The sequence below is a fragment of the Sporosarcina cascadiensis genome (assembly GCF_009650995.1).
Classification (GTDB): Bacteria; Bacillota; Bacilli; order Bacillales_A; family Planococcaceae; genus Sporosarcina; species Sporosarcina cascadiensis.
In genome coordinates, this window is sequence record NZ_WHVV01000008.1 from 152,489 (window position 1) to 170,681 (window position 18,193).

General features: G+C 45.0%; 16 protein-coding genes. 1 reads left to right on the forward strand and 15 read right to left on the reverse strand.

What is annotated here, in order from left to right; translation table 11 throughout:
- Positions 1 to 140: 140 nt before the first annotated feature.
- The 6 genes from GDZ68_RS10385 to GDZ68_RS10405 all read right to left on the reverse strand — a co-directional run bounded on the left by GDZ68_RS10385 (position 141) and on the right by GDZ68_RS10405 (position 5,794).
- Positions 141 to 1,154: a sensor histidine kinase gene (locus tag GDZ68_RS10385; protein WP_153722229.1), complete on the reverse strand. Its 1,014-nt coding sequence runs from the start codon at positions 1,152 to 1,154 to the stop codon at positions 141 to 143.
- Entirely contained in the window at positions 1,151 to 1,819 is a 669-nt protein-coding gene (locus GDZ68_RS10390) for a response regulator transcription factor (RefSeq protein ID WP_153722230.1), read from the reverse strand. Before GDZ68_RS10390 ends, GDZ68_RS10385 begins: the two co-directional genes overlap by 4 nt.
- Before the next feature lie 37 nt (positions 1,820 to 1,856).
- Positions 1,857 to 3,221 (reverse strand): 23S rRNA (uracil(1939)-C(5))-methyltransferase RlmD, encoded by a 1,365-nt coding sequence (gene rlmD, locus GDZ68_RS10395; protein WP_153722231.1) that lies wholly within the window; start codon positions 3,219 to 3,221, stop codon positions 1,857 to 1,859.
- Positions 3,222 to 3,287: 66 nt separating this feature from the next.
- Positions 3,288 to 3,422, reverse strand: a complete 135-nt coding sequence (gene cydS / locus GDZ68_RS18310) for a cytochrome bd oxidase small subunit CydS (RefSeq protein ID WP_255425144.1) — start codon at positions 3,420 to 3,422, stop codon at positions 3,288 to 3,290.
- 12 nt (positions 3,423 to 3,434) lie between these two features.
- Complete coding sequence (locus tag GDZ68_RS10400; protein WP_153722232.1) at positions 3,435 to 4,460, reverse strand: cytochrome d ubiquinol oxidase subunit II; 1,026 nt, start codon at positions 4,458 to 4,460, stop codon at positions 3,435 to 3,437.
- The gene (locus GDZ68_RS10405; protein WP_408020119.1) at positions 4,457 to 5,794 is read right to left on the reverse strand and encodes a cytochrome ubiquinol oxidase subunit I; all 1,338 of its coding nucleotides are present in this window, start codon (positions 5,792 to 5,794) and stop codon (positions 4,457 to 4,459) included. The genes GDZ68_RS10400 and GDZ68_RS10405 overlap by 4 nt, the downstream gene beginning before the upstream one ends.
- Positions 5,795 to 6,098: 304 nt before the next feature.
- Here GDZ68_RS10405 and GDZ68_RS10410 point away from each other — a divergent pair, with 304 nt between their 5' ends.
- A complete protein-coding gene (locus GDZ68_RS10410) occupies positions 6,099 to 6,533 on the forward strand; it encodes an NUDIX hydrolase (protein WP_153722234.1) in 435 nt (144 codons plus the stop codon).
- A 113-nt stretch (positions 6,534 to 6,646) separates the two neighbouring features.
- Here GDZ68_RS10410 and GDZ68_RS10415 read toward each other — a convergent pair whose 3' ends face one another.
- From GDZ68_RS10415 to pcrB, 9 genes are all read right to left on the reverse strand, one after another.
- Positions 6,647 to 7,570: a diacylglycerol kinase gene (locus GDZ68_RS10415; protein ID WP_153722235.1), complete on the reverse strand. Its 924-nt coding sequence runs from the start codon at positions 7,568 to 7,570 to the stop codon at positions 6,647 to 6,649.
- A gap of 78 nt (positions 7,571 to 7,648) precedes the next feature.
- Complete coding sequence (locus GDZ68_RS10420; RefSeq protein ID WP_153722236.1) at positions 7,649 to 8,218, reverse strand: thioredoxin family protein; 570 nt, start codon at positions 8,216 to 8,218, stop codon at positions 7,649 to 7,651.
- A gap of 108 nt (positions 8,219 to 8,326) precedes the next feature.
- Positions 8,327 to 9,757, reverse strand: coding sequence for an Asp-tRNA(Asn)/Glu-tRNA(Gln) amidotransferase subunit GatB (gatB, locus tag GDZ68_RS10425; protein ID WP_153722237.1), 1,431 nt, complete (start codon positions 9,755 to 9,757; stop codon positions 8,327 to 8,329).
- A 2-nt stretch (positions 9,758 to 9,759) separates the two neighbouring features.
- Complete coding sequence (gene gatA / locus GDZ68_RS10430) at positions 9,760 to 11,223, reverse strand: Asp-tRNA(Asn)/Glu-tRNA(Gln) amidotransferase subunit GatA (RefSeq protein WP_153722238.1); 1,464 nt, start codon at positions 11,221 to 11,223, stop codon at positions 9,760 to 9,762.
- A 63-nt stretch (positions 11,224 to 11,286) separates the two neighbouring features.
- The gene (gatC, locus tag GDZ68_RS10435; protein ID WP_153722239.1) at positions 11,287 to 11,574 is read right to left on the reverse strand and encodes an Asp-tRNA(Asn)/Glu-tRNA(Gln) amidotransferase subunit GatC; all 288 of its coding nucleotides are present in this window, start codon (positions 11,572 to 11,574) and stop codon (positions 11,287 to 11,289) included.
- A gap of 182 nt (positions 11,575 to 11,756) precedes the next feature.
- Positions 11,757 to 12,890: a CamS family sex pheromone protein gene (locus GDZ68_RS10440; RefSeq protein ID WP_153722240.1), complete on the reverse strand. Its 1,134-nt coding sequence runs from the start codon at positions 12,888 to 12,890 to the stop codon at positions 11,757 to 11,759.
- Positions 12,880 to 14,901: an NAD-dependent DNA ligase LigA gene (gene ligA / locus GDZ68_RS10445; RefSeq protein ID WP_153722241.1), complete on the reverse strand. Its 2,022-nt coding sequence runs from the start codon at positions 14,899 to 14,901 to the stop codon at positions 12,880 to 12,882. The genes GDZ68_RS10440 and ligA overlap by 11 nt, the downstream gene beginning before the upstream one ends.
- A 27-nt stretch (positions 14,902 to 14,928) precedes the next feature.
- On the reverse strand, positions 14,929 to 17,166 hold the full coding sequence (pcrA, locus tag GDZ68_RS10450; protein ID WP_153722242.1) for a DNA helicase PcrA: 2,238 nt from the start codon (positions 17,164 to 17,166) through the stop codon (positions 14,929 to 14,931).
- A 44-nt stretch (positions 17,167 to 17,210) separates the two neighbouring features.
- A complete protein-coding gene (pcrB, locus tag GDZ68_RS10455; protein ID WP_153722243.1) occupies positions 17,211 to 17,909 on the reverse strand; it encodes a heptaprenylglyceryl phosphate synthase in 699 nt (232 codons plus the stop codon).
- Between the last annotated feature and the right edge of the window lie 284 nt (positions 17,910 to 18,193).

Consider the following 18,193-nt stretch of genomic DNA (forward strand, 5'->3'; position numbering starts at 1 on the left):
TATTTGCATCTTATCAGCAGTGATTAGAGAGACATATTTGTTTAGATTTTATTAAAGTTACATTTTTGAAAGGTTATAAAAAAACGGATTCCCGGCTGCTGTATACTACAGCAGCCGAGAATCCGTCTCTATTGGATGACTCAGTGTATTAAGTTAGCATTTCCTAACGGGAAAATTATGCTGACCTTTGTTCCTTCGCCCGTTTTGGAAGTTAAAGCAAGCCCCAGGCCAAGCTGTTTTGCAAGCTTTTTGCATAAGTACAGTCCAATACCTGTAGACTTCCCGTATTTCCTTCCATTCTCCCCGGTAAATCCTTTTTCGAACACTTTATTTACATCCTTCTCTATAATTCCAATTCCATTATCCTCTATGGTAAGAACAATATTGTTTTTATTTTGGACAGTGAATATTCTCACTTTGCCATTACTTTCTCTAATATATTTAATGGCATTTCCAATCACTTGATTCAAAATAAATTCCAGCCATTTAACGTCGCTGTACACAATACCTTCAACAGCTTCTATATCAATGGCAATACTTTTGCTGATAAAGTCTCTGGAATTTTTCTTTACAGTACTTCTTACCAGGGCCGCTAAAGAAACCTCTTTAATAATATAATCTTTGCTTACATCATTACTTCTTGAGTAATATAATACTTGTTCGATGTATTCTTCAATTTTTTTTATTTCCTGATTAATGTTATTGGTAATCTCATTTTGATTATTTTCTATAATTAACTTTGCTGATGCAATAGGCGTCTTGATCTCATGTACCCACGTTTCAATATACTCTCTATATTCATATCCCGTATCCCTGTATTTTTTCACATGCTCATGCATATCTTTGTTTGCCCGTTTTAATAAATCATACAAGAACTTACCTTCTATAAATTCGGGTTCTTTTATGATCTCAGAGAGCAGATATTTTTTGTCCAGACTCTCCATCAGGCTGTCCAACTCTACGTAAAAGTTTTTTTGTTTAATGAATTCCACAATAATATAAGAAAGAACAGGAAAAAACCAAATGCAGAATATCAGAAGAATTATTTTACTGTCAATGTTAATCAGCATCATACTGCCGCATATGATGAGGAATAATATAAAGTTGATTAACAGAAATACAGTTCTATCTTTTAAATAACTTTTAATACTCATGGCAGTATATAGCCCAATCCGCGTCTGGTTTCTATATTTTCCTTCATCCCTACCCCTTCAAGCTTTTTCCTCAGTCTTGTAATGTTAACGGATAAGTTATTATCATCCACAAATACATCAGAATTCCACATAAAGTCCATTAAATCGTCTCTTGATACGATCTTCCCTTTGTTTTTAATCATGCAGGAGAGTATTTTGAGTTCATTTTTAGTTAACTCTGCTGTCATCCCGTTATACATAACTGAGCCGTTGGATAAATTGAGCTTTAGATCATTATAAAAAATGGAATCTCTAAGGCTCGATCCGCTAACTCTTCTTAATATGGTTTCAATTCTTGCTAACAAAATTTGGGTATTAAATGGTTTTGTAATAAAATCATCAGCACCTAAATTCATACTCATAAGTTCATCCATCTCGTTATCTCTGCTCGTCACAACAATAATAGGCACGTCGGAGGTTTTTCTTATTTCTCTGCATATATAATATCCATCGAATATGGGCAGGTTAATGTCTAGAAGTATTAGATCAGGTTCCACTGTCAATGTATCATGAATAATATTTTCAAAATTCTCAGGTGCGGCAGCCTCATATCCGTATCTGATCAAAAAGGTTTTAAGCTCTTCTCTGATCTTTTCCGTATCCTCTATAATAACAATTTTTGGCATAGACTCACTTCCTTTACGAAAATTGTGGATACCTAAGCTATTTTCGTTCCATGAATGCCACGCACTCCACATGACTACTATGCGGGAACATATCCACCGGCTGCACTTCCTTCGTGCGATAGCCCCCATCCTCCAAAATACGCAAGTCGCGCGCAAGGGTACCTGGATTGCAGGAGACATAGACAACTTTCTTCGGCTTGTACTCCAGAATGGTTTCCAGCAGCTTTTCATCGCAGCCTTTCCTCGGCGGATCTACGACTAGTACATCAAAACGCTTGCCTTCTGCGTACCATTTCGGAATAATGTCTTCCGCGGCGCCTGCTTCAAAATGAGTATTGGTTATTCCATTTACTTCTGCATTGCGCTTGGCATCTTTAATCGCCTGCGGAACAATTTCCACACCGTATACTTCTTTTGCCTGCTTCGCCAGAAACAGTGAAATCGTTCCGATGCCGCAGTACGCATCGATAACTGTTTCATTGCCTGTAAGCCCTGCATAATCCAACGCCTGCTGATACAACACTTCTGTCTGTACTGGATTCACTTGATAGAACGACCGAGCGGAAATCTCGAATTCGATATCACCGATCCGGTCGATAATGATATCTTTGCCATATAAATTAACCGTTTCATTGCCCATAATGACGTTAGTATTGGCAAAGTTGATATTCTGCATGATCGACGTAACTTCCGGGACCTCTTGCCGAATTAAATCCACGACTGCCTGCTTTTGTGGAAACTTCTTTTGCCGGGTCACGAGGACTGCCATCACCTGCCCAGTCTGGCGGGCTTTCCTGACGATCAGATGGCGCAACATGCCTTGATGAGTTTTCTCATTATATGTCTCAATCCCAAGCTGCTGAATTTTACGTTTCAGCAAGGCCATCAATTCATCTGCTTCTGTCGTCTGGATCAGACAGACGTCTGTATCAACGATTTGATGCGTGCGGGACTTATAGAAGCCGGTGATCACACGGCCGTTTTCCGTGTCGAACGGGATTTGCGATTTATTGCGGTAGCGCCACGGATCGTCCATTCCTTTTACTTCATGCACCGGAACATCCGGCAGCTTGGCGATCCGGTCGATCACACTGCGGACGGTTTTCCGTTTTTGTGTCAGCTGCGCTTCATAGGATAAGTGCTGGATCTGGCAGCCGCCGCATGTTGGGAACACATGGCAGGGCGGGATAACGCGGTCTTCTGACGGTTCAATCAAGTCCAGCATTTTGGCGAACCCGTAGTTTTTCAGTGTTTTCAACACCTGGATGCTGACCGTCTCGCCGGACAGCGCTCCCGGTATGAACAGCGGATAGCCGTCAACCTTCGCCACCCCCGCTCCGTCATGTGTCAGATCCTCTATTTTCACTTCTATTCGATCGTTTTTATTTACTGCAAAGCTCATGATTTTTCCTCCATCTTTCAGATACTCCTAGTGTACCATGCGGAGCAAAGAAAAAAACAGACGCACTTAGACGTCTGTCTTCCTCGTTTCCTTATACTCACTTTTCGTAACTGCATCATCTTTTAACACGACAAAAAATGACAGGGCAATTCCGGTGATGATCACGAGAAATGGTGCGTAGAAAATTAAAAACTCCTGCATAAATCTGCCTCCTTACGCATGATAATCTTCCTTGCCTTTGACATAGTCCTTATTGAACAAGAACAGCCTCAGCAGCAAGTACAATGACGGGATCAGCATCAACAGGCCAAAAATAAAGGCTGTAATGAGCGCAATCGCCATCGCGTGATTCGTAAAACTGTCGTATATGGTCAAATATGGATAGAGCAGATACGGATAATGGGACGCACCGTAGCCGAAGAAGGCGAAGACAAACTGTCCCGCCAGCAAACCGAACGCGACTCCGTAACGGCGTCCTTTCCACAGCAGACCCAAAGTACCGAGAAACATAATGAACGACAGCAGGAACAGCGGCCAGAAGCGCTGGATATTTTCATAATGAAGCGAATTATGTTTGCGCAGTTCGAAGATGATACCGCCTGCCGCTATCATTGTCGGCAGCGCCCAGATAAGCGCATACTTTCGTAATAATTGCGTCGCTTCTTGATCTTTGGCCTTATTGGCATACCACGTCAGGAATGTGGCGGAAATATAGAGCGTCGCCGCCAGACTAAGTACGACAATCGACCAGGTCAGCGGACTTGTGAACAAGAGCCAGTAATCGAGAACCGGCTGGCCGTCTATCATTTCAATAAACCCGCCTTCTGATATCGTCAGTACGATAGACAGCGACGCAGGCAGCAGCAGTCCCGCAGCTCCGTAAACAAATGAATAACCTTTATGCCCGCGTGCCCCGTACGTTTCAAACGCATAGTAGGAACCCCGGACTGCCAGCAGAATAATCCCGAAACTGACGGGCACCAGCAGCGTCGTCCCATAGTAAAACGCAGTTTTCGGGAAGAAACCGATGATCCCGACGAAGAAAAATACCAGAAAGACATTGGTGACTTCCCAGACCGGCGACAGATAGCGCTGGATCACATGAGTCAGAATACGCTGCCTGCCAGTCAACAGAGTATAGGCATTGAAAAATCCTGCACCAAAATCGATGGCTCCGACCATAATATATCCGAATAAAAACACCCAAAGAACTGTAATCCCCAAAATCTCAATATTCATCGGATGTCACCGCCCTTCTCTTGCTGCCGATCCATGATTTCCTGCTCAACAGGGTTACGGACAAACATTCTTCGGAGAACAACGACACTGCCGATGCCGAGCACTAAGTACAGCAAGGCAAAGAGGGCGAGCATAGTCGGTACCTGTCCGCTGCTCGTTGCGCCTTCTGCCGTGCGCATGATGTTCCGTAAAATCCATGGCTGCCGTCCGACTTCTGCCAGCCACCACCCCGCTTCAAGTGAAATAAACACGAGTGGCCCCCCGAGGACGATCAGCCAGCGGAACCAGCGGGACTCGACGAATCTCCATTTTCTCCACATGCCGACCCAAAAGACTAAAGATAGAGCGAGCAGCGTCATACCGATCGTCACCATAATATCGAATAGATAATGGATATATAGAGGCGGAGTATCTTCTTCCGGGAACTGATCCAGTCCGATAACTTCCGCTTTCGGTGACCCGTGTGCCAGAATCGACAGGGCGTACGGAATCTTGATCGCATACTTTACTTCTCCGTCATCCAGTACGCCATACAGCATTAAGGGTGCATTTTCTTCCGTTTCAAAATGCCATTCCGCAGCCGCCAGCTTTTCGGGCTGGTATTCCGCTAAGTATTTTCCTGATAAGTCGCCGACAAGCGCAGCACTTACACTGAATATGAATCCAACTTTCAATGTCAGATATAATGCCTTCTTATGATAGATGTGATTGGATCCGCGCAGCAATCTGAACGCCGCAATAGCTGCCAATAAAAATGCCGATGTCATATATGCCGTGCCGACCACATGCGCCACTTTCGTCGGCATCGCCGGATTAAACATCGCGACAAGCGGGTTAACATTGATTAGTTCCCCATTGACCAAATCAAATCCTTGCGGCGCATTCATAAACGCATTAACAATGGTAATAAACACAGCTGAAAAAGAAGCACCGAGCGCCACCGGAATAAGCAGTAGAAAATGTTTCTTTTGATTTTCGAACCGATCCCATGTATATAAGTAAATACCCAGGAAAATGGCTTCAAAAAAGAAGGCGAAAGTCTCCATGAATAATGGGAGTGCGATCACGTTACCGGCCAGTTCCATAAAGTTCGGCCATAACAGTGACAGCTGCAGGCCGATGGCGGTTCCTGTCACTACTCCTACCGCTACGGTGATGACAAAACCTCGTGCCCAGCGCCTCGCAAGTAATATATAATGTTCATCATTCTTCTTAATCCCCACCCACTGTGCGAGCATAATCATCAGCGGAACCCCGACTCCGATTGTCGCATAGATGATATGGAAAGACAGCGTCAGTTCTGTTAATACTCTGGAATAGAAAACCGAATCCACTCCGTACACCCCCATTTATGAAAATAATCTTCCCACGATAGAAAGCAGCATGATGCCTGCCACAATAAATGCCAGCCACATCAGCCGTTTTTCCTGCTTTTTGTACATACATCATCACTTCCTTTGACGGTCCTTTTTTAATGTTTCCCTATTTCATTGTATATTTAACCTATTTGTTGAAATTTCGATGAAAGTTTTTGTTTACTGTCCATTAAATTGTTGTATAATAATTGATTAAAACTTTTTACTTGTCAATAGTTAAAATTTACAGTATAATGGGTTAACTATAGAGAGGTGAAATAAAGTGAAAAGGATAAAGAGAAAAGTACTGGCTTATATTACAAAAGGGGAAGGAAGACACCGCAAGCTGTTAGTTTACGAACAAACTGATCAGCCTGAAGCAGGTCTGCAGGTACCCGGTGGCACGATTGAACGTAATGAACTTTTATTAGATGCATTATATCGGGAAATCGAAGAAGAATCCGGTATACTTCGCGATGAACTTATACTCGAAGGTAAAGTAAAATCATCGAAATTCTTTCCAGAAGACAAGAATGTAATTTACGAACGGACTATTTTCCATTTTTCTTATGTAGGTACAAAAGATGAAAACGAGTGGGAATATCGTGTAGAAGGTGAAGGTAAAGACGCAGGTCTATTATTCAGCTATCGGTGGATGCCATTGAATGCAGTACCGAAGTTAGCTGCAAAACAAGGAGAAGCGATTGAATACATCTGATATCGACCTGTGGCTGTGCTTCCCGCATTGTCCCCATCATACTAATTTCAAACAATAAAAGACTATTCCATCCGAACTTATCGCGTCGATTGGAATAGTCTTTTGTTTTGCTTTTATTGAATTTCTTCTACTTTGTCCTGCAATCGCAACTTCTGCAGCGGGACGAACATTTCTACATGCCTGTACAGGTTTTCGAATGTCGCCGGCAGGACACCGCCATACTCCCCGTCCAAATTCAGCAGTACTTCATCATTTGAAGTAACTACTACTTTCTCCGCTTTCGCTTGAATAACAAGTGGATCATCTAAATGTTCCCCTCTGGAAGCGAGAGTAACGATACGAATAAACTCAGCAATATTACATTTCTTCAAAATGAGCAGCGTAAAGTATCCATCGTTAATACTGGAATCAGGTGCCAGCTTTTCAAATCCGCCGACTGAATTGGTCAATCCAATCAGGAACATCATTGCTTCATCGTCGAAAACTTCTCCATCATATTCAATTCGCATATGACTGGAATGGATGGACGGCAGCATCTCAATGCCTTTCAGGTAATATGCAAGCTGACCGAGTACAGTTTTTAGACGGCTTGGCACTTCATACGTCAATTCCGTCATTCTGCCCCCGCCGGCAATATTAATGAAATAGCGATCATTCATCAGGCCGACATCGACAGGCGTTGTTTCACCTCTACAGATGATATCAACTGCACCGTCGATATCTCTTGGAATACGCAGCGCTCTGGCGAAGTCGTTTGTCGTACCCATAGGAATCAGACCGATTTTTGGACGTTCTTCGAAGTGCCCTACACCTTCCACTACCTCATTCAGCGTTCCATCGCCGCCTGCAGCAATTACTACATCAAATCCTCTGCGCACCGCTTCTTTTGCTGCGTCAGTCGCGTCACCTTCACACGTTGTTGCGTGAGCGGAAGTTTCATAACCGGCTTTCTCGAGCTTTTCGAGGACTTCTGCCAAATGCTTGCGGAATGCTTCTTTTCCTGCAGTCGGATTATAAATTATACGTGCACGTTTCATACACTTTCCCCTCGATCCTTTCGTGTCTGAAATGACAATTCAGACCTTTACCATCATCATATGAATTCTTGAAACTCGTTAATTCGTTTGTTGCAGCACCGGCAGCCATTCAGAACGGATATCACCATACACCGCAAGCCAGTTAGCAGGCTTTGCCGTATATTCCGACATCAACTTTGAATAGAATGCTTTCTGCTTTTCTTCAAAGTCCGGATGATCTTGTTCCGGCAGCTCGGCACGGCCCGCCATTACGTATTTTTGTAAAATTGGAGCACGCGGACCCCATTTAGCCAGCACTTCACCTTCTGAATCCAATAAGATATATATTGGAATTGAACGTCCGCCATTCGTCAGATGACGATCGATCAAATCAGGATTTTCATCTCGCAATACGGTACGTACGTCAACGAACGCCGCCTCTGCAATTCGTCTCAAAATCGGGTTATTCAACATTGCGTCGCCGCACCAGTCTTCTGTAATGACGAGAATATGGGGTTGTTTATCTTTCAGTATTTCAATAAATTCATCGTCCTTCGGCACTTCAAACTCATTATAGATCAAAAAACTGTTTTCTTTATGCGTTCCCATATTGTCCATATAATCCTGAAGTGTTTGGCCCTCTTCAAAATATTGCTGTTCTGTTTTCATGACAATCCCCTCCTGTTTGATGTAAATCATTAAGTCGAAAAAACGCCCAGGCTGGACTGTTTCGGTCTCTTCCTGGAACGTTTTTACACAACGAGTCATGCTGCGGTATTATCTTTTCTTGATTTCTTCCATTAAGAGCTTATTCACTAATGGCGGGTTTGCCTGTCCTTTTGTCGCTTTCATTACTTGCCCCACTAAGAAGCCGACTGCACGGTCTTTCCCGTTCTTGAAGTCTTCAATGGACTGCTCATTTGAATCCAGAATTTCTGTAATGACAGTACGGAGTGTACCTTCATCAGAAATTTGGACGAGGCCTTTTTCCTTGACGATATCTGCAGGATTTCCGCCATTTTTCGCAAGGTCAGCAAACACCTTCTTTGCAATTTTGGATGAAATCGTACCGTCTGTAATCAATTTCACCAGCTGAGCCAGATTTTCAGGAGTCAGCGGCGTGTCATGCAATTCTTTCGATTCTGCGTTCAAGTAAGCTGATACGTCGCCCATCAGCCAGTTGGAAGCAAGTTTCGCATCTGCTCCGGCTTTCACTGTTGCATCGAAAAAGTCAGACATTTCCTTTGTTAATGTCAATACGTGAGCATCATACTCAGGAAGATCCAATTCAGAAACATAGCGTGCTTTACGAGCATCCGGCAATTCGGGAATTTCCGCACGTACACGGTCCATCCACTCTTGCTCAATATGAACTTCCGGCAGATCCGGATCATTGATAAAGCGGTAATCATTCGCGCTTCCTTTGATCCGCATTAATACTGTTTCGCCTGTTGCTTCGTCGTAACGACGGGTTTCCTGTTGAATCGTTCCGCCAGACAGCAGGATTTTTTCCTGACGTGCCACTTCATTCGCAATACCGCGGCGGATAAAGTTGAATGAGTTCAAGTTCTTCAATTCAGTCTTCGTACCGAATTTCTCCTGGCCGAACGGACGGAGTGAAATGTTCGCGTCACAGCGAAGTGAACCCTCTTCCATCCGAACGTCAGAAACACCTGTATATTGAATAATGGCTTTCAATTTTTCCAGGAATGCATACGCCTCTTCGGGAGAACGCACGTCTGCTTCTGTGACAATCTCAATCAAAGGAGTTCCCTGACGATTCAAGTCGACCAGTGAATAGCCGTTTTCGGTATGCGTCAGTTTTCCTGCATCTTCTTCTAAATGAACGCGCTCGATGCGGATCTTTTTCTTCTTGCCTTCCACTTCGATTTCAATCCAGCCGTTTGAACCGACAGGACGCTTATCCTGTGAAATCTGATACGCTTTTGGATTATCCGGGTAGAAGTAGTGTTTACGATCAAAGTTCATGACGGGTGCAACATCACAGTTCAATGCCATGGATGCCTTCATACCGAATTCGATAGCTTTTTTATTCAATGTAGGCAGTACACCCGGGTAGGCGATATCTGTTACATGGATGTTTTTATTCGGCTCGGCGCCAAAATGAGCAGGTGCCGGCGACATGATTTTCGTATCTGTCTTTAATTCTACGTGGATTTCTAATCCGACAATGGTTTCGAAGTTCATGATCAGTTCCCCTCCTGAATCGCTGGAGTCCGCTTATGGAAATCAGTTGCCTGTTCATACGCGTGTGCTACTTTATAAACTGTTTCTTCATCAAAGTGTTTACCCATAATCTGCAGTCCGATCGGCAGTTCATTCACAAATCCGCAAGGCAAGGAAATTGCCGGACGTCCTGTTAAGTTGGCTGGAGTTGCCAGTATATCATTTGCATAATATACCGCTTTATCTGTCAGTGTGTCTCCCAGTGGAAGTGCAGGACATGCAGCAGATGGCCCGATAACGACATCATAGTCTTCGAAGACTTTATTGAAATCCTCAGCAATCAGCGCACGGACTTTTTGTGCGCGCACATACACTTCTTCATGGTGATCCGCACTCATAGCGTATGTTCCAAAAATAAGACGTTTTTTCACTTCCCGGCCGAATCCTTCCTGACGTGTACGGAAGTAGGCCTGTTCCAGATTTTCCGGATTTTCCGTATGGAAACCGTAACGCAATCCATCGAAACGGGAATAGTTGGAAGAGGCTTCAGATGAAGATATTACATAGTACACTGTCGGCGCATATTGGACATGCGGCAATTCGACTTCTTCCCAAGAAGCTCCCTGCGATTCTAGTACTTGCAATGCCGCCTTCACTGCTTCCGCAACTTCCGGCTGCACACCTTCACCTAAATATGCAGAAGGCACAGCAATTTTCAGGCCTTTAATATCACCTGTCAAAGCTGCTGTGTAATCTGGAACTACTTTTGCAGAGGATGAACTGTCGTTATCGTCTTCTCCTGCCAGCACATTCAATAGTAAGGCATTATCTTCCACCGTACGGGAAATCGGGCCGACCTGGTCGAGTGAAGAACCGAAAGCCGTCAGACCGAAACGGGAAATACGTCCGTATGTAGGTTTCATTCCAACGACACCACAAAATGCAGCCGGCTGACGAACAGAACCGCCTGTATCTGATCCCAATGAAAGCGGAACTTCACCTGCTGCAACTGCTGCTGCAGAACCGCCTGAAGAACCGCCGGGCACGTGATTCAAATTCCACGGGTTTAAGGTATTTCCAAAGTAAGAAGTTTCCGTCGTGGAACCCATGGCGAACTCGTCCATGTTTAATTTGCCGACAGAGACCGCACCGGCCGCACGAAGTTTTTCAACTACTGTTGCATCGTAAACAGGGACAAAGTTTTCGAGCATTTTGCTGGAACATGTTGTCACGATATCTTTTGTAACGATATTGTCTTTGATCCCGACAGGCACGCCATAAAGCGGTCCGCGTTCATTTGCAGCCTGCTTGTCCAGCTGCTCCGCATGCTTCAAAGCTTCTTCTTTTGTCAGGTGAACGAATGCGTGGATTTTTTCATCTGTCTGTTCGATTGTTTTAAATGTCTCTTCTGTTACTTCTTTGACCGTAACTTCTCCCTTTTGAAAAAGCTCCCGAAGTTCTGCGGCTGTTTTACTTGTTAACGTCATCACTTTTCCTCCTAAAAATCATGGTAGCGCAAAGCAGTTATTTTACGGATCTGCCTGACTCGTTTACAGGATATCCGGCACTTTAATCAGACCGTCTTCATGGTCTTCCGCAGTTGCCAGCATTTTTTCGCGGTCCAGGATATCTTTTGGCGTATCCTCGCGCAATACGTTGATCATGGGAATCGGATGTGTCATCGGTTTGACGCCGGAAACGTCCACTTCATTTAAATTTTCAACACTTGCAATTAAATCTGCAATTTTTGCAGCATAGTATTCTTTGTCCTCTTCAGAAACGCCGATACGGACGAAATCCGCAAAGTACTTGACGTCATCTTTTGAAAATGTTGTCATACATCGTTCCTCCTCATTTTACCATCGGTTAAATCAATTACGCCTCCGCGTAATTGCGCCCGGACTGAATTCAAGCAAGCTCAAATTCAGTCTGTGACATCCGCCGGAGGCTAAACTGTTTTCAGTTCATCATACCATTTTATCAGTTCATTGGAAAGTTTGTTATGTCAGGAACTGTCACGTTAATAGCCATAGACATGCACAAATGGTTCTTTGCTGTTTCCTTCATTCACGATCAATACTTCAGGACCGTTGACCGACGTAACACTAATCTCCACGGGTATATTTTTAAAATGTGTTTTTACCAATGACGTCAAATACTGCGAAAACGCAATCAGCTCACTCTTGCCAAAAAACTGGATCGGTATTTCAATATGCAGGGAATTAAGCTTTTGATCCTTAAAGTATGCTGTCCCCACAGCATTTACGAAGCTTTCGAAATAATCGTCAATATCCTGTTTAAAGTTCTTGAACGTGGTATTTAATTCGCGATAATTGCCTGTCGGAGAGGATGCCGGCAGCAAAACATAAGTTTCGTTTACTTCTTTCCATCCTGTGAATTCATTTTTTCCTTTTTGTGCAATCGCTGTGGCAAAGTATGTACCCGGAACGATATCATTCCGGCTCTTTTGCTTGAACAGACCGACAGCAATCGGTATATCTGCCAGTTCCGGCTTCGCACGCAGACGCTGCAAAATAATGTCCGCCATCTGCTTGCCTTTTTCCTCAATGGTCTTATCGTCAATCGGACGCTCATTACCTTCACGCGGATAATAAAGTGAATTCATCGCCAGACCGATCGTCATCCCCGCCAGCTTCACTTTCTTTTCATCTGTCATCTGCAAATAGTTCTGTTCGACGATATGGGCTAGGTAAATCGGCGCTTTCTCTGCAATCTGTTCCGGTGTCATATCGTCTTTAATGGCTGGATTCAATCCGGCTTCGTAATTGGATTTCCGTGACAGCCATTCCTTTGCAGTATCTCGATCAATATACTGACCTTCCTGGAAATAATAATTGGCCGGATCGAAATACTGTGTAGAAAGCCGCAGCAGTCCTTCTTCTGTTTCCTGCATATCATATTTCGTATTCAAATTACTGACGACCAGTCCCCTGCTCGCGCTTTTTTTGAAAGGAACAGGGGTACGATAATACTCATCTTTGACCTGATCTTCAGGTATAAGCACCATCTCTTGTTCGCTCTCATCTGTTTCCTGAACCGCTTTCTCCTGATCATCACCCGGTGTCGGCAGGCATCCCGTCAGCAATACAGCCGACAGAACACTTGGTACCAACCATTTAGTTCTACTTTTCATTCATATCCACTCCAAGGGCATCAAGCATTGCTTGTTCATCCCAAATTTCAATTTCTAACTCTTGTGCTTTCGTTAACTTGGAGCCTGCGTCTTCACCTGCAATAACAAGATCTGTTTTTTTGCTGACACTGCCGCTGACTGTACCGCCGAACGCTTCAATCTGCGCTTTGGCATCCGAGCGAGTCAGCTGTGACAGTTTCCCAGTCAAAACCACCGTTTTTCCTGCAAACGGACCGGTAGTCGGCAATTCTTCACGCGTGACACCTTTATATATAGTATTGACGCCGTACGAACGCAATTTGTTCATTACTTCCTGAACTTCTTCTGTACTAAAATACGTCACTACCGCATCCGCCACAATATCGCCAATCTCAAACACATGGATCAGCTGCTCTTCTGTCACTTGCTCCAGCGCATCAAGCGTACGGAATTCCTCTGCTAAAATACGTGCCACTTTTTCCCCGACATGACGGATTCCAAGACCGAATAATAACTTCTCCAACGAATTCTCCTTGGACTGCTCAATTGCAGAAATAATATTATTCGCTGACTTTTCTCCAATCCGCTCAAGAGTAAGCAGTGATTCTTCTGTCAGTGTATAAAGGTCTGATACATCCTGCACGAGATTGGCCATATAGAGCTGCTCCACCAGTTTTTCGCCGATTCCTTCAATGTTCATGGCTTTTCGTGAGACGAAGTGAATAAGCGCTTCTTTCATTTGGGCAGGGCATTTCGGATTCATACAGCGCAGGGCAACTTCCCCTTCAATACGTACCAGTTCAGAGCTGCATACGGGACATTCGGCAGGCATCTCAAACGGTTCTTCACTGCCTGTCCGTTCAGCTGTAACCGCCATGACGATTTCCGGAATGATGTCTCCGGCTTTGCGAAGTACAACCAGATCACCGATTCGGATATCTTTTTCCCGGATTAAATCTTCATTATGCAGTGAAGCCCGTCCCACTGTCGTGCCCGCCACCCTTACAGGTTCCAGTATCGCCGTCGGTGTGACAACTCCAGTCCTGCCGACACTCAGTTCGATATCCATTAATTTAGTGCGGACCTCTTCAGCGGGAAACTTGTAAGCAATTGCCCAGCGCGGACTTTTTGCCGTATAGCCTAGCTGTTCCTGTGACTCGAAATTATCGACTTTAATGACGATGCCGTCTATTTCGTAATCGAGTGACTGACGGTTTTCGGTCCAGTATGCCACGTATTCAAATACTTCTTCGATCGAAGAACAGCGCTTACGCTCATGATTCGTCGTCAGGCCGATTGCATCCAACTGATCCAGCGCTTCTGAATGACTGTCCAAATTATATACTTCTGCATCTCCGCCGACCGCATAAATAAATGTTGCCAAGTTGCGGCTTGCTGCGATTTGCGGATCGAGCTGGCGCAACGATCCGGCGGCTGCGTTACGCGGATTCGCAAACGGCGCTTCTCCCGCTTCGTCACGGGCTTCATTCAGATCGGCAAACGAGCGCTTCGGCATATAGGCTTCTCCGCGTACCTCAATGGTCAGCGGTTCTTTCAGTTTCAGCGGTACCGTACGGATTGTTTTCAGATTCGCCGTAATATCTTCACCGACTGCACCGTCACCCCGTGTAGAGCCTTGTACAAGCTGTCCATTTTCATATTGAAGCGAGACTGCAAGACCGTCGATTTTCAATTCACAGACATACACGGCACTGCCTGCAGACTCCCGCACACGCCGGTCAAACTCACGCAGATCTTCTTCATTGAATGCATTGGCTAAACTGAGCATCGGATGGCGATGAACGACTTTACTGAACACTTCAAGCGGCTTTCCGCCCACTCGCTGGGTGGGTGAATCAGGATAGATCAAATCCGGATGTTCCGCTTCAATTGCCAGCAATTCTTGCATTTTCTCATCATATTCTGAATCAGGTACGACCGGAGCATCCAAGTCATAATAGGCATGTCCGTACGCGTGAAGGATTTTATTCAGCTCAGCAACCCGTTTTTCCAGTTCCAGTACATCATCCATCGTTAGTCCACACTCCTCAGAAACACATTATTCTTTTTCGATTGGTGCAAATTTAGCCAGCAGTCTTTTGATGCCGACAGGATTAGGGAAAGCGATGTCGAGTTCCAGATCATCTGCAGCTCCTTTTACACTGACGACAGTGCCAGTTCCCCATTTCTTGTGGGTGGCTTTATCGCCAGGCGTCCACTGCAATTTCTCTCCGCCGCTTTCATTATAGAGCGGACGTTTGACAGCAGTGCGCGGAACACCCGGCTTTTGTGGTGCTCTGTCGAATGGCACACTCATGCCGTTGCCGTCAGCGAGCATTTCGATCAGTTCTTCTGAAATTTCATTAAGGAAACGGGAAGGTGAATTAAAGTTCGAACGTCCGAACAGCATCCGGTAGCCTGCACAGGTCATATATAGACGCTGCTCCGCACGTGTAATTGCCACGTAAGCCAGTCTGCGCTCTTCTTCCATTTCTTCCGGATCATCCAGCGCACGGATATGCGGGAAGATGTTCTCTTCCAGGCCGATTACGAAGACGACAGGGAATTCCAGTCCTTTTGCAGCGTGCATCGTCATCAGGACGATTTTTTCCGTGGAAGAATTTTCTTCTTTATCGAGCGTATCAATATCTGCAACTAACGCAAGATCAGTCAGAAACGCAACAAGTGAACGTTCACTCTCTTCTTCCTCTGCACGCTTTTCAAAGGCTTCGGTAACGGACAGGAATTCTTCAATATTCTCAAGACGGCTCTCCGCTTCAATCGTCTTTTCTTTTTCCAGCATGCTGCGGTAGCCTGATTTATCAATGACTTCCTTTACTAATTCTGTGATGGACAGGAATTCCTGCATTTGCGAAAAGCCATCGATCATTTCACGAAATTTCATAGCTTCATTGGCTGCTCTCGCGGGAAGACCCATGAAATCCACTTCCTGCAGTGAGTCAAAGATGGAGCGGTCATTTTCGAGCGCAAACATCGCCATCCGTTCAAATGACGTGGTGCCTATACTGCGTTTCGGTTCATTGATGACACGGGCAAATGCCAGATCATCGTCATTATTGGCGATCAGCCGCAAGTAAGCCAGCAAGTCCTTAATCTCTTTTCGGTCATAGAATTTTGTACCGCCGACAATTGTATAGTCCAGATTGGATTTTAATAAATATTCCTCAATTACACGTGACTGCGCATTCGTTCGGTAAAGAACTGCGAACTGGTCAAGCGACAGGCCCTGCTGTTCTTTCAGCTCGATAATCTGCTGCACGACGAATTGTGATTCATCTTTTTCATCACGTGCTTTATAAATAGAAATCAATTCACCTTCCGCATTATCGGTACGCAGCTTTTTGTCATAGCGGCTTTTATTATTATTGATCACTTCATTGGCAGCCTGCAGAATTCGTTTGGTTGACCGGTAATTCTGCTCCAATAAAATAACCTTTGCTTCTTTATAATCTTTTTCGAACGACAGGATATTGCCGATATCAGCGCCTCGCCAGCGATAGATGGACTGATCGGAATCTCCGACTACACAGATGTTGCGGAATTTTGAAGCAAGCATTTTGACGAGCCGGTACTGGGCGTTGTTCGTATCTTGGTACTCATCGACGTGAATATACTGAAATTTATTCTGATAAAATTCCAATACATCCGGCACGCGTTCGAAAAGCACAAGCGTCATCATGATCAGATCATCGAAATCCATCGACTGATTCTGGCGGAGTTTTTTCGTATAGCGTTCATAGATATCCGCCACTGTGCGTTCATACGGATTTTGAGGATTGCAGTTTTTGCGAAATTCCTCTGCATCTATGCATTCATTTTTCGCATTGCTGATTGTGCCGAGCATAGCGCGTGGATCATGCTGTTTCGGATCGAGATTCAATTCTTTCAGCACACGTTTGACTGCTGTCAGCTGATCGGCACTGTCTAAAATGGTAAAGTTCTTCGATAGCCCGATACGGTCGACGTTTCTCCGAAGGATCCGTACACACATGGAGTGAAATGTGGAAACCCACATGCGTTCACCGGACCCCGCACCCAAAAGGCCGTCAATCCGGTCACGCATTTCACGTGCTGCTTTATTTGTAAAAGTGATCGCAAGAATATTGGAAGGATACACCTGTTTTTCAACAACGAGATAGGCAATGCGGTGTGTCAGCACACGCGTCTTTCCCGATCCGGCTCCCGCCATTATCAGCAGCGGGCCTTCCGTTGCCTTAACAGCTCTTGCCTGTTCAGGATTCATGCCTTTCAGTAAGTCTTCTGATAGTTTATTCATGTAAGTACCGCCTTTTCGGAACGTTTGTTCTGATTATATATGATTCACACAGATAAAGGAACAGATTTCACTGCTTTTACTGTGGCCAGAGCGCTTTTCAAGTTTTCGTAGATAATATTTCCAACGACAACCGTATCCGCGATTGCTGCCATTTCTTTAGCCTGCTCAGCTGTGCGGATTCCTCCGCCATAGAAAAGCCGGGTTTTTTCAAGAAGTTCTTTGGCTGAACGCACAATGGCGGGATCGCCGTACTGTCCGCTGTATTCCAAGTAAAAAATAGGCAGCGAGAATAGATGTTCCGCCATGCGCGCATAAGCCTGTACATCTTCCTCGTCAGGCACCTGACTGACACCCGTCAGTTGAGCCGCTGTGCAATCAGGATTTAAGATGCAGTAGCCTTCGGTGATGATTTCATCAAAATTCATCATGTGCCCGTATTCCCGGAGCGCTTCATGATGCAGTCCATTGAGCCATTTTGTATTTGTTGTGTTCAGAACGGTTGGAATGAAATAATAATCGAATCCGGGCGTGACGGATTCCACGGTGGATACTTCTAATGCGAGGGGCACTGAAAACCGGCGGAAACGCGCCAGCAAGTCAAGTACATTTTCAATGGTGACACCGTCAGACCCTCCAATAATGACGCCGTCTGTTCCTGATTCTGCGATTGCTTCAAGATTTTCATCCGATATTTCTTTTGCCGGATCAATCTTGAAAGCGTGCCGCCATGTTTTGTAATCCATGTTTGTTCTCCTTTCAGGCTATTTATGGTTTTGTATGTAATGCAGGTTTTGATATGATTTAGTATCGAGACCAGGGCAAAGAACGCCTTTTGCGATAAGACCTCCAACGTCTGTCGAGTCTAAACGGCCGTCTCCGCTTTAGGTGGCTTCCAGCTCCATGCGCCAGCCTCTCGGGTCACTTCGGTCTGACTTCAGCAGGCAAAAGACGCCCACTGCTGCCAGCCCTCCAGTGCCTGTCGAGGCTAAGCGGCGCATTCCGCTTTAGGTGGCTTCCAGCTGCGACG

Excerpts from the sequence above, each read along its gene's own strand:
- gatB (WP_153722237.1), bottom strand. The coding sequence starts at position 9,757 with ATGAACTTCGAAACCATTGTCGGATTAGAAATCCACGTAGAATTAAAG.
- ligA (WP_153722241.1), bottom strand. The coding sequence starts at position 14,901 with ATGGATGATGTACTGGAACTGGAAAAACGGGTTGCTGAGCTGAATAAA.
- GDZ68_RS10415 (WP_153722235.1), bottom strand. The coding sequence starts at position 7,570 with ATGAAACGTGCACGTATAATTTATAATCCGACTGCAGGAAAAGAAGCA.
- GDZ68_RS10440 (WP_153722240.1), bottom strand. The coding sequence starts at position 12,890 with ATGAAAAGTAGAACTAAATGGTTGGTACCAAGTGTTCTGTCGGCTGTA.
- GDZ68_RS10400 (WP_153722232.1), bottom strand. The coding sequence starts at position 4,460 with ATGAATATTGAGATTTTGGGGATTACAGTTCTTTGGGTGTTTTTATTC.
- pcrA (WP_153722242.1), bottom strand. The coding sequence starts at position 17,166 with ATGAATAAACTATCAGAAGACTTACTGAAAGGCATGAATCCTGAACAG.
- GDZ68_RS10390 (WP_153722230.1), bottom strand. The coding sequence starts at position 1,819 with ATGCCAAAAATTGTTATTATAGAGGATACGGAAAAGATCAGAGAAGAG.
- gatA (WP_153722238.1), bottom strand. The coding sequence starts at position 11,223 with ATGACGTTAACAAGTAAAACAGCCGCAGAACTTCGGGAGCTTTTTCAA.
- cydS (WP_255425144.1), bottom strand. The coding sequence starts at position 3,422 with ATGCAGGAGTTTTTAATTTTCTACGCACCATTTCTCGTGATCATCACC.
- gatC (WP_153722239.1), bottom strand. The coding sequence starts at position 11,574 with ATGACAACATTTTCAAAAGATGACGTCAAGTACTTTGCGGATTTCGTC.
- rlmD (WP_153722231.1), bottom strand. The coding sequence starts at position 3,221 with ATGAGCTTTGCAGTAAATAAAAACGATCGAATAGAAGTGAAAATAGAG.
- GDZ68_RS10420 (WP_153722236.1), bottom strand. The coding sequence starts at position 8,218 with ATGAAAACAGAACAGCAATATTTTGAAGAGGGCCAAACACTTCAGGAT.
- pcrB (WP_153722243.1), bottom strand. The coding sequence starts at position 17,909 with ATGGATTACAAAACATGGCGGCACGCTTTCAAGATTGATCCGGCAAAA.
- GDZ68_RS10385 (WP_153722229.1), bottom strand. The coding sequence starts at position 1,154 with ATGAGTATTAAAAGTTATTTAAAAGATAGAACTGTATTTCTGTTAATC.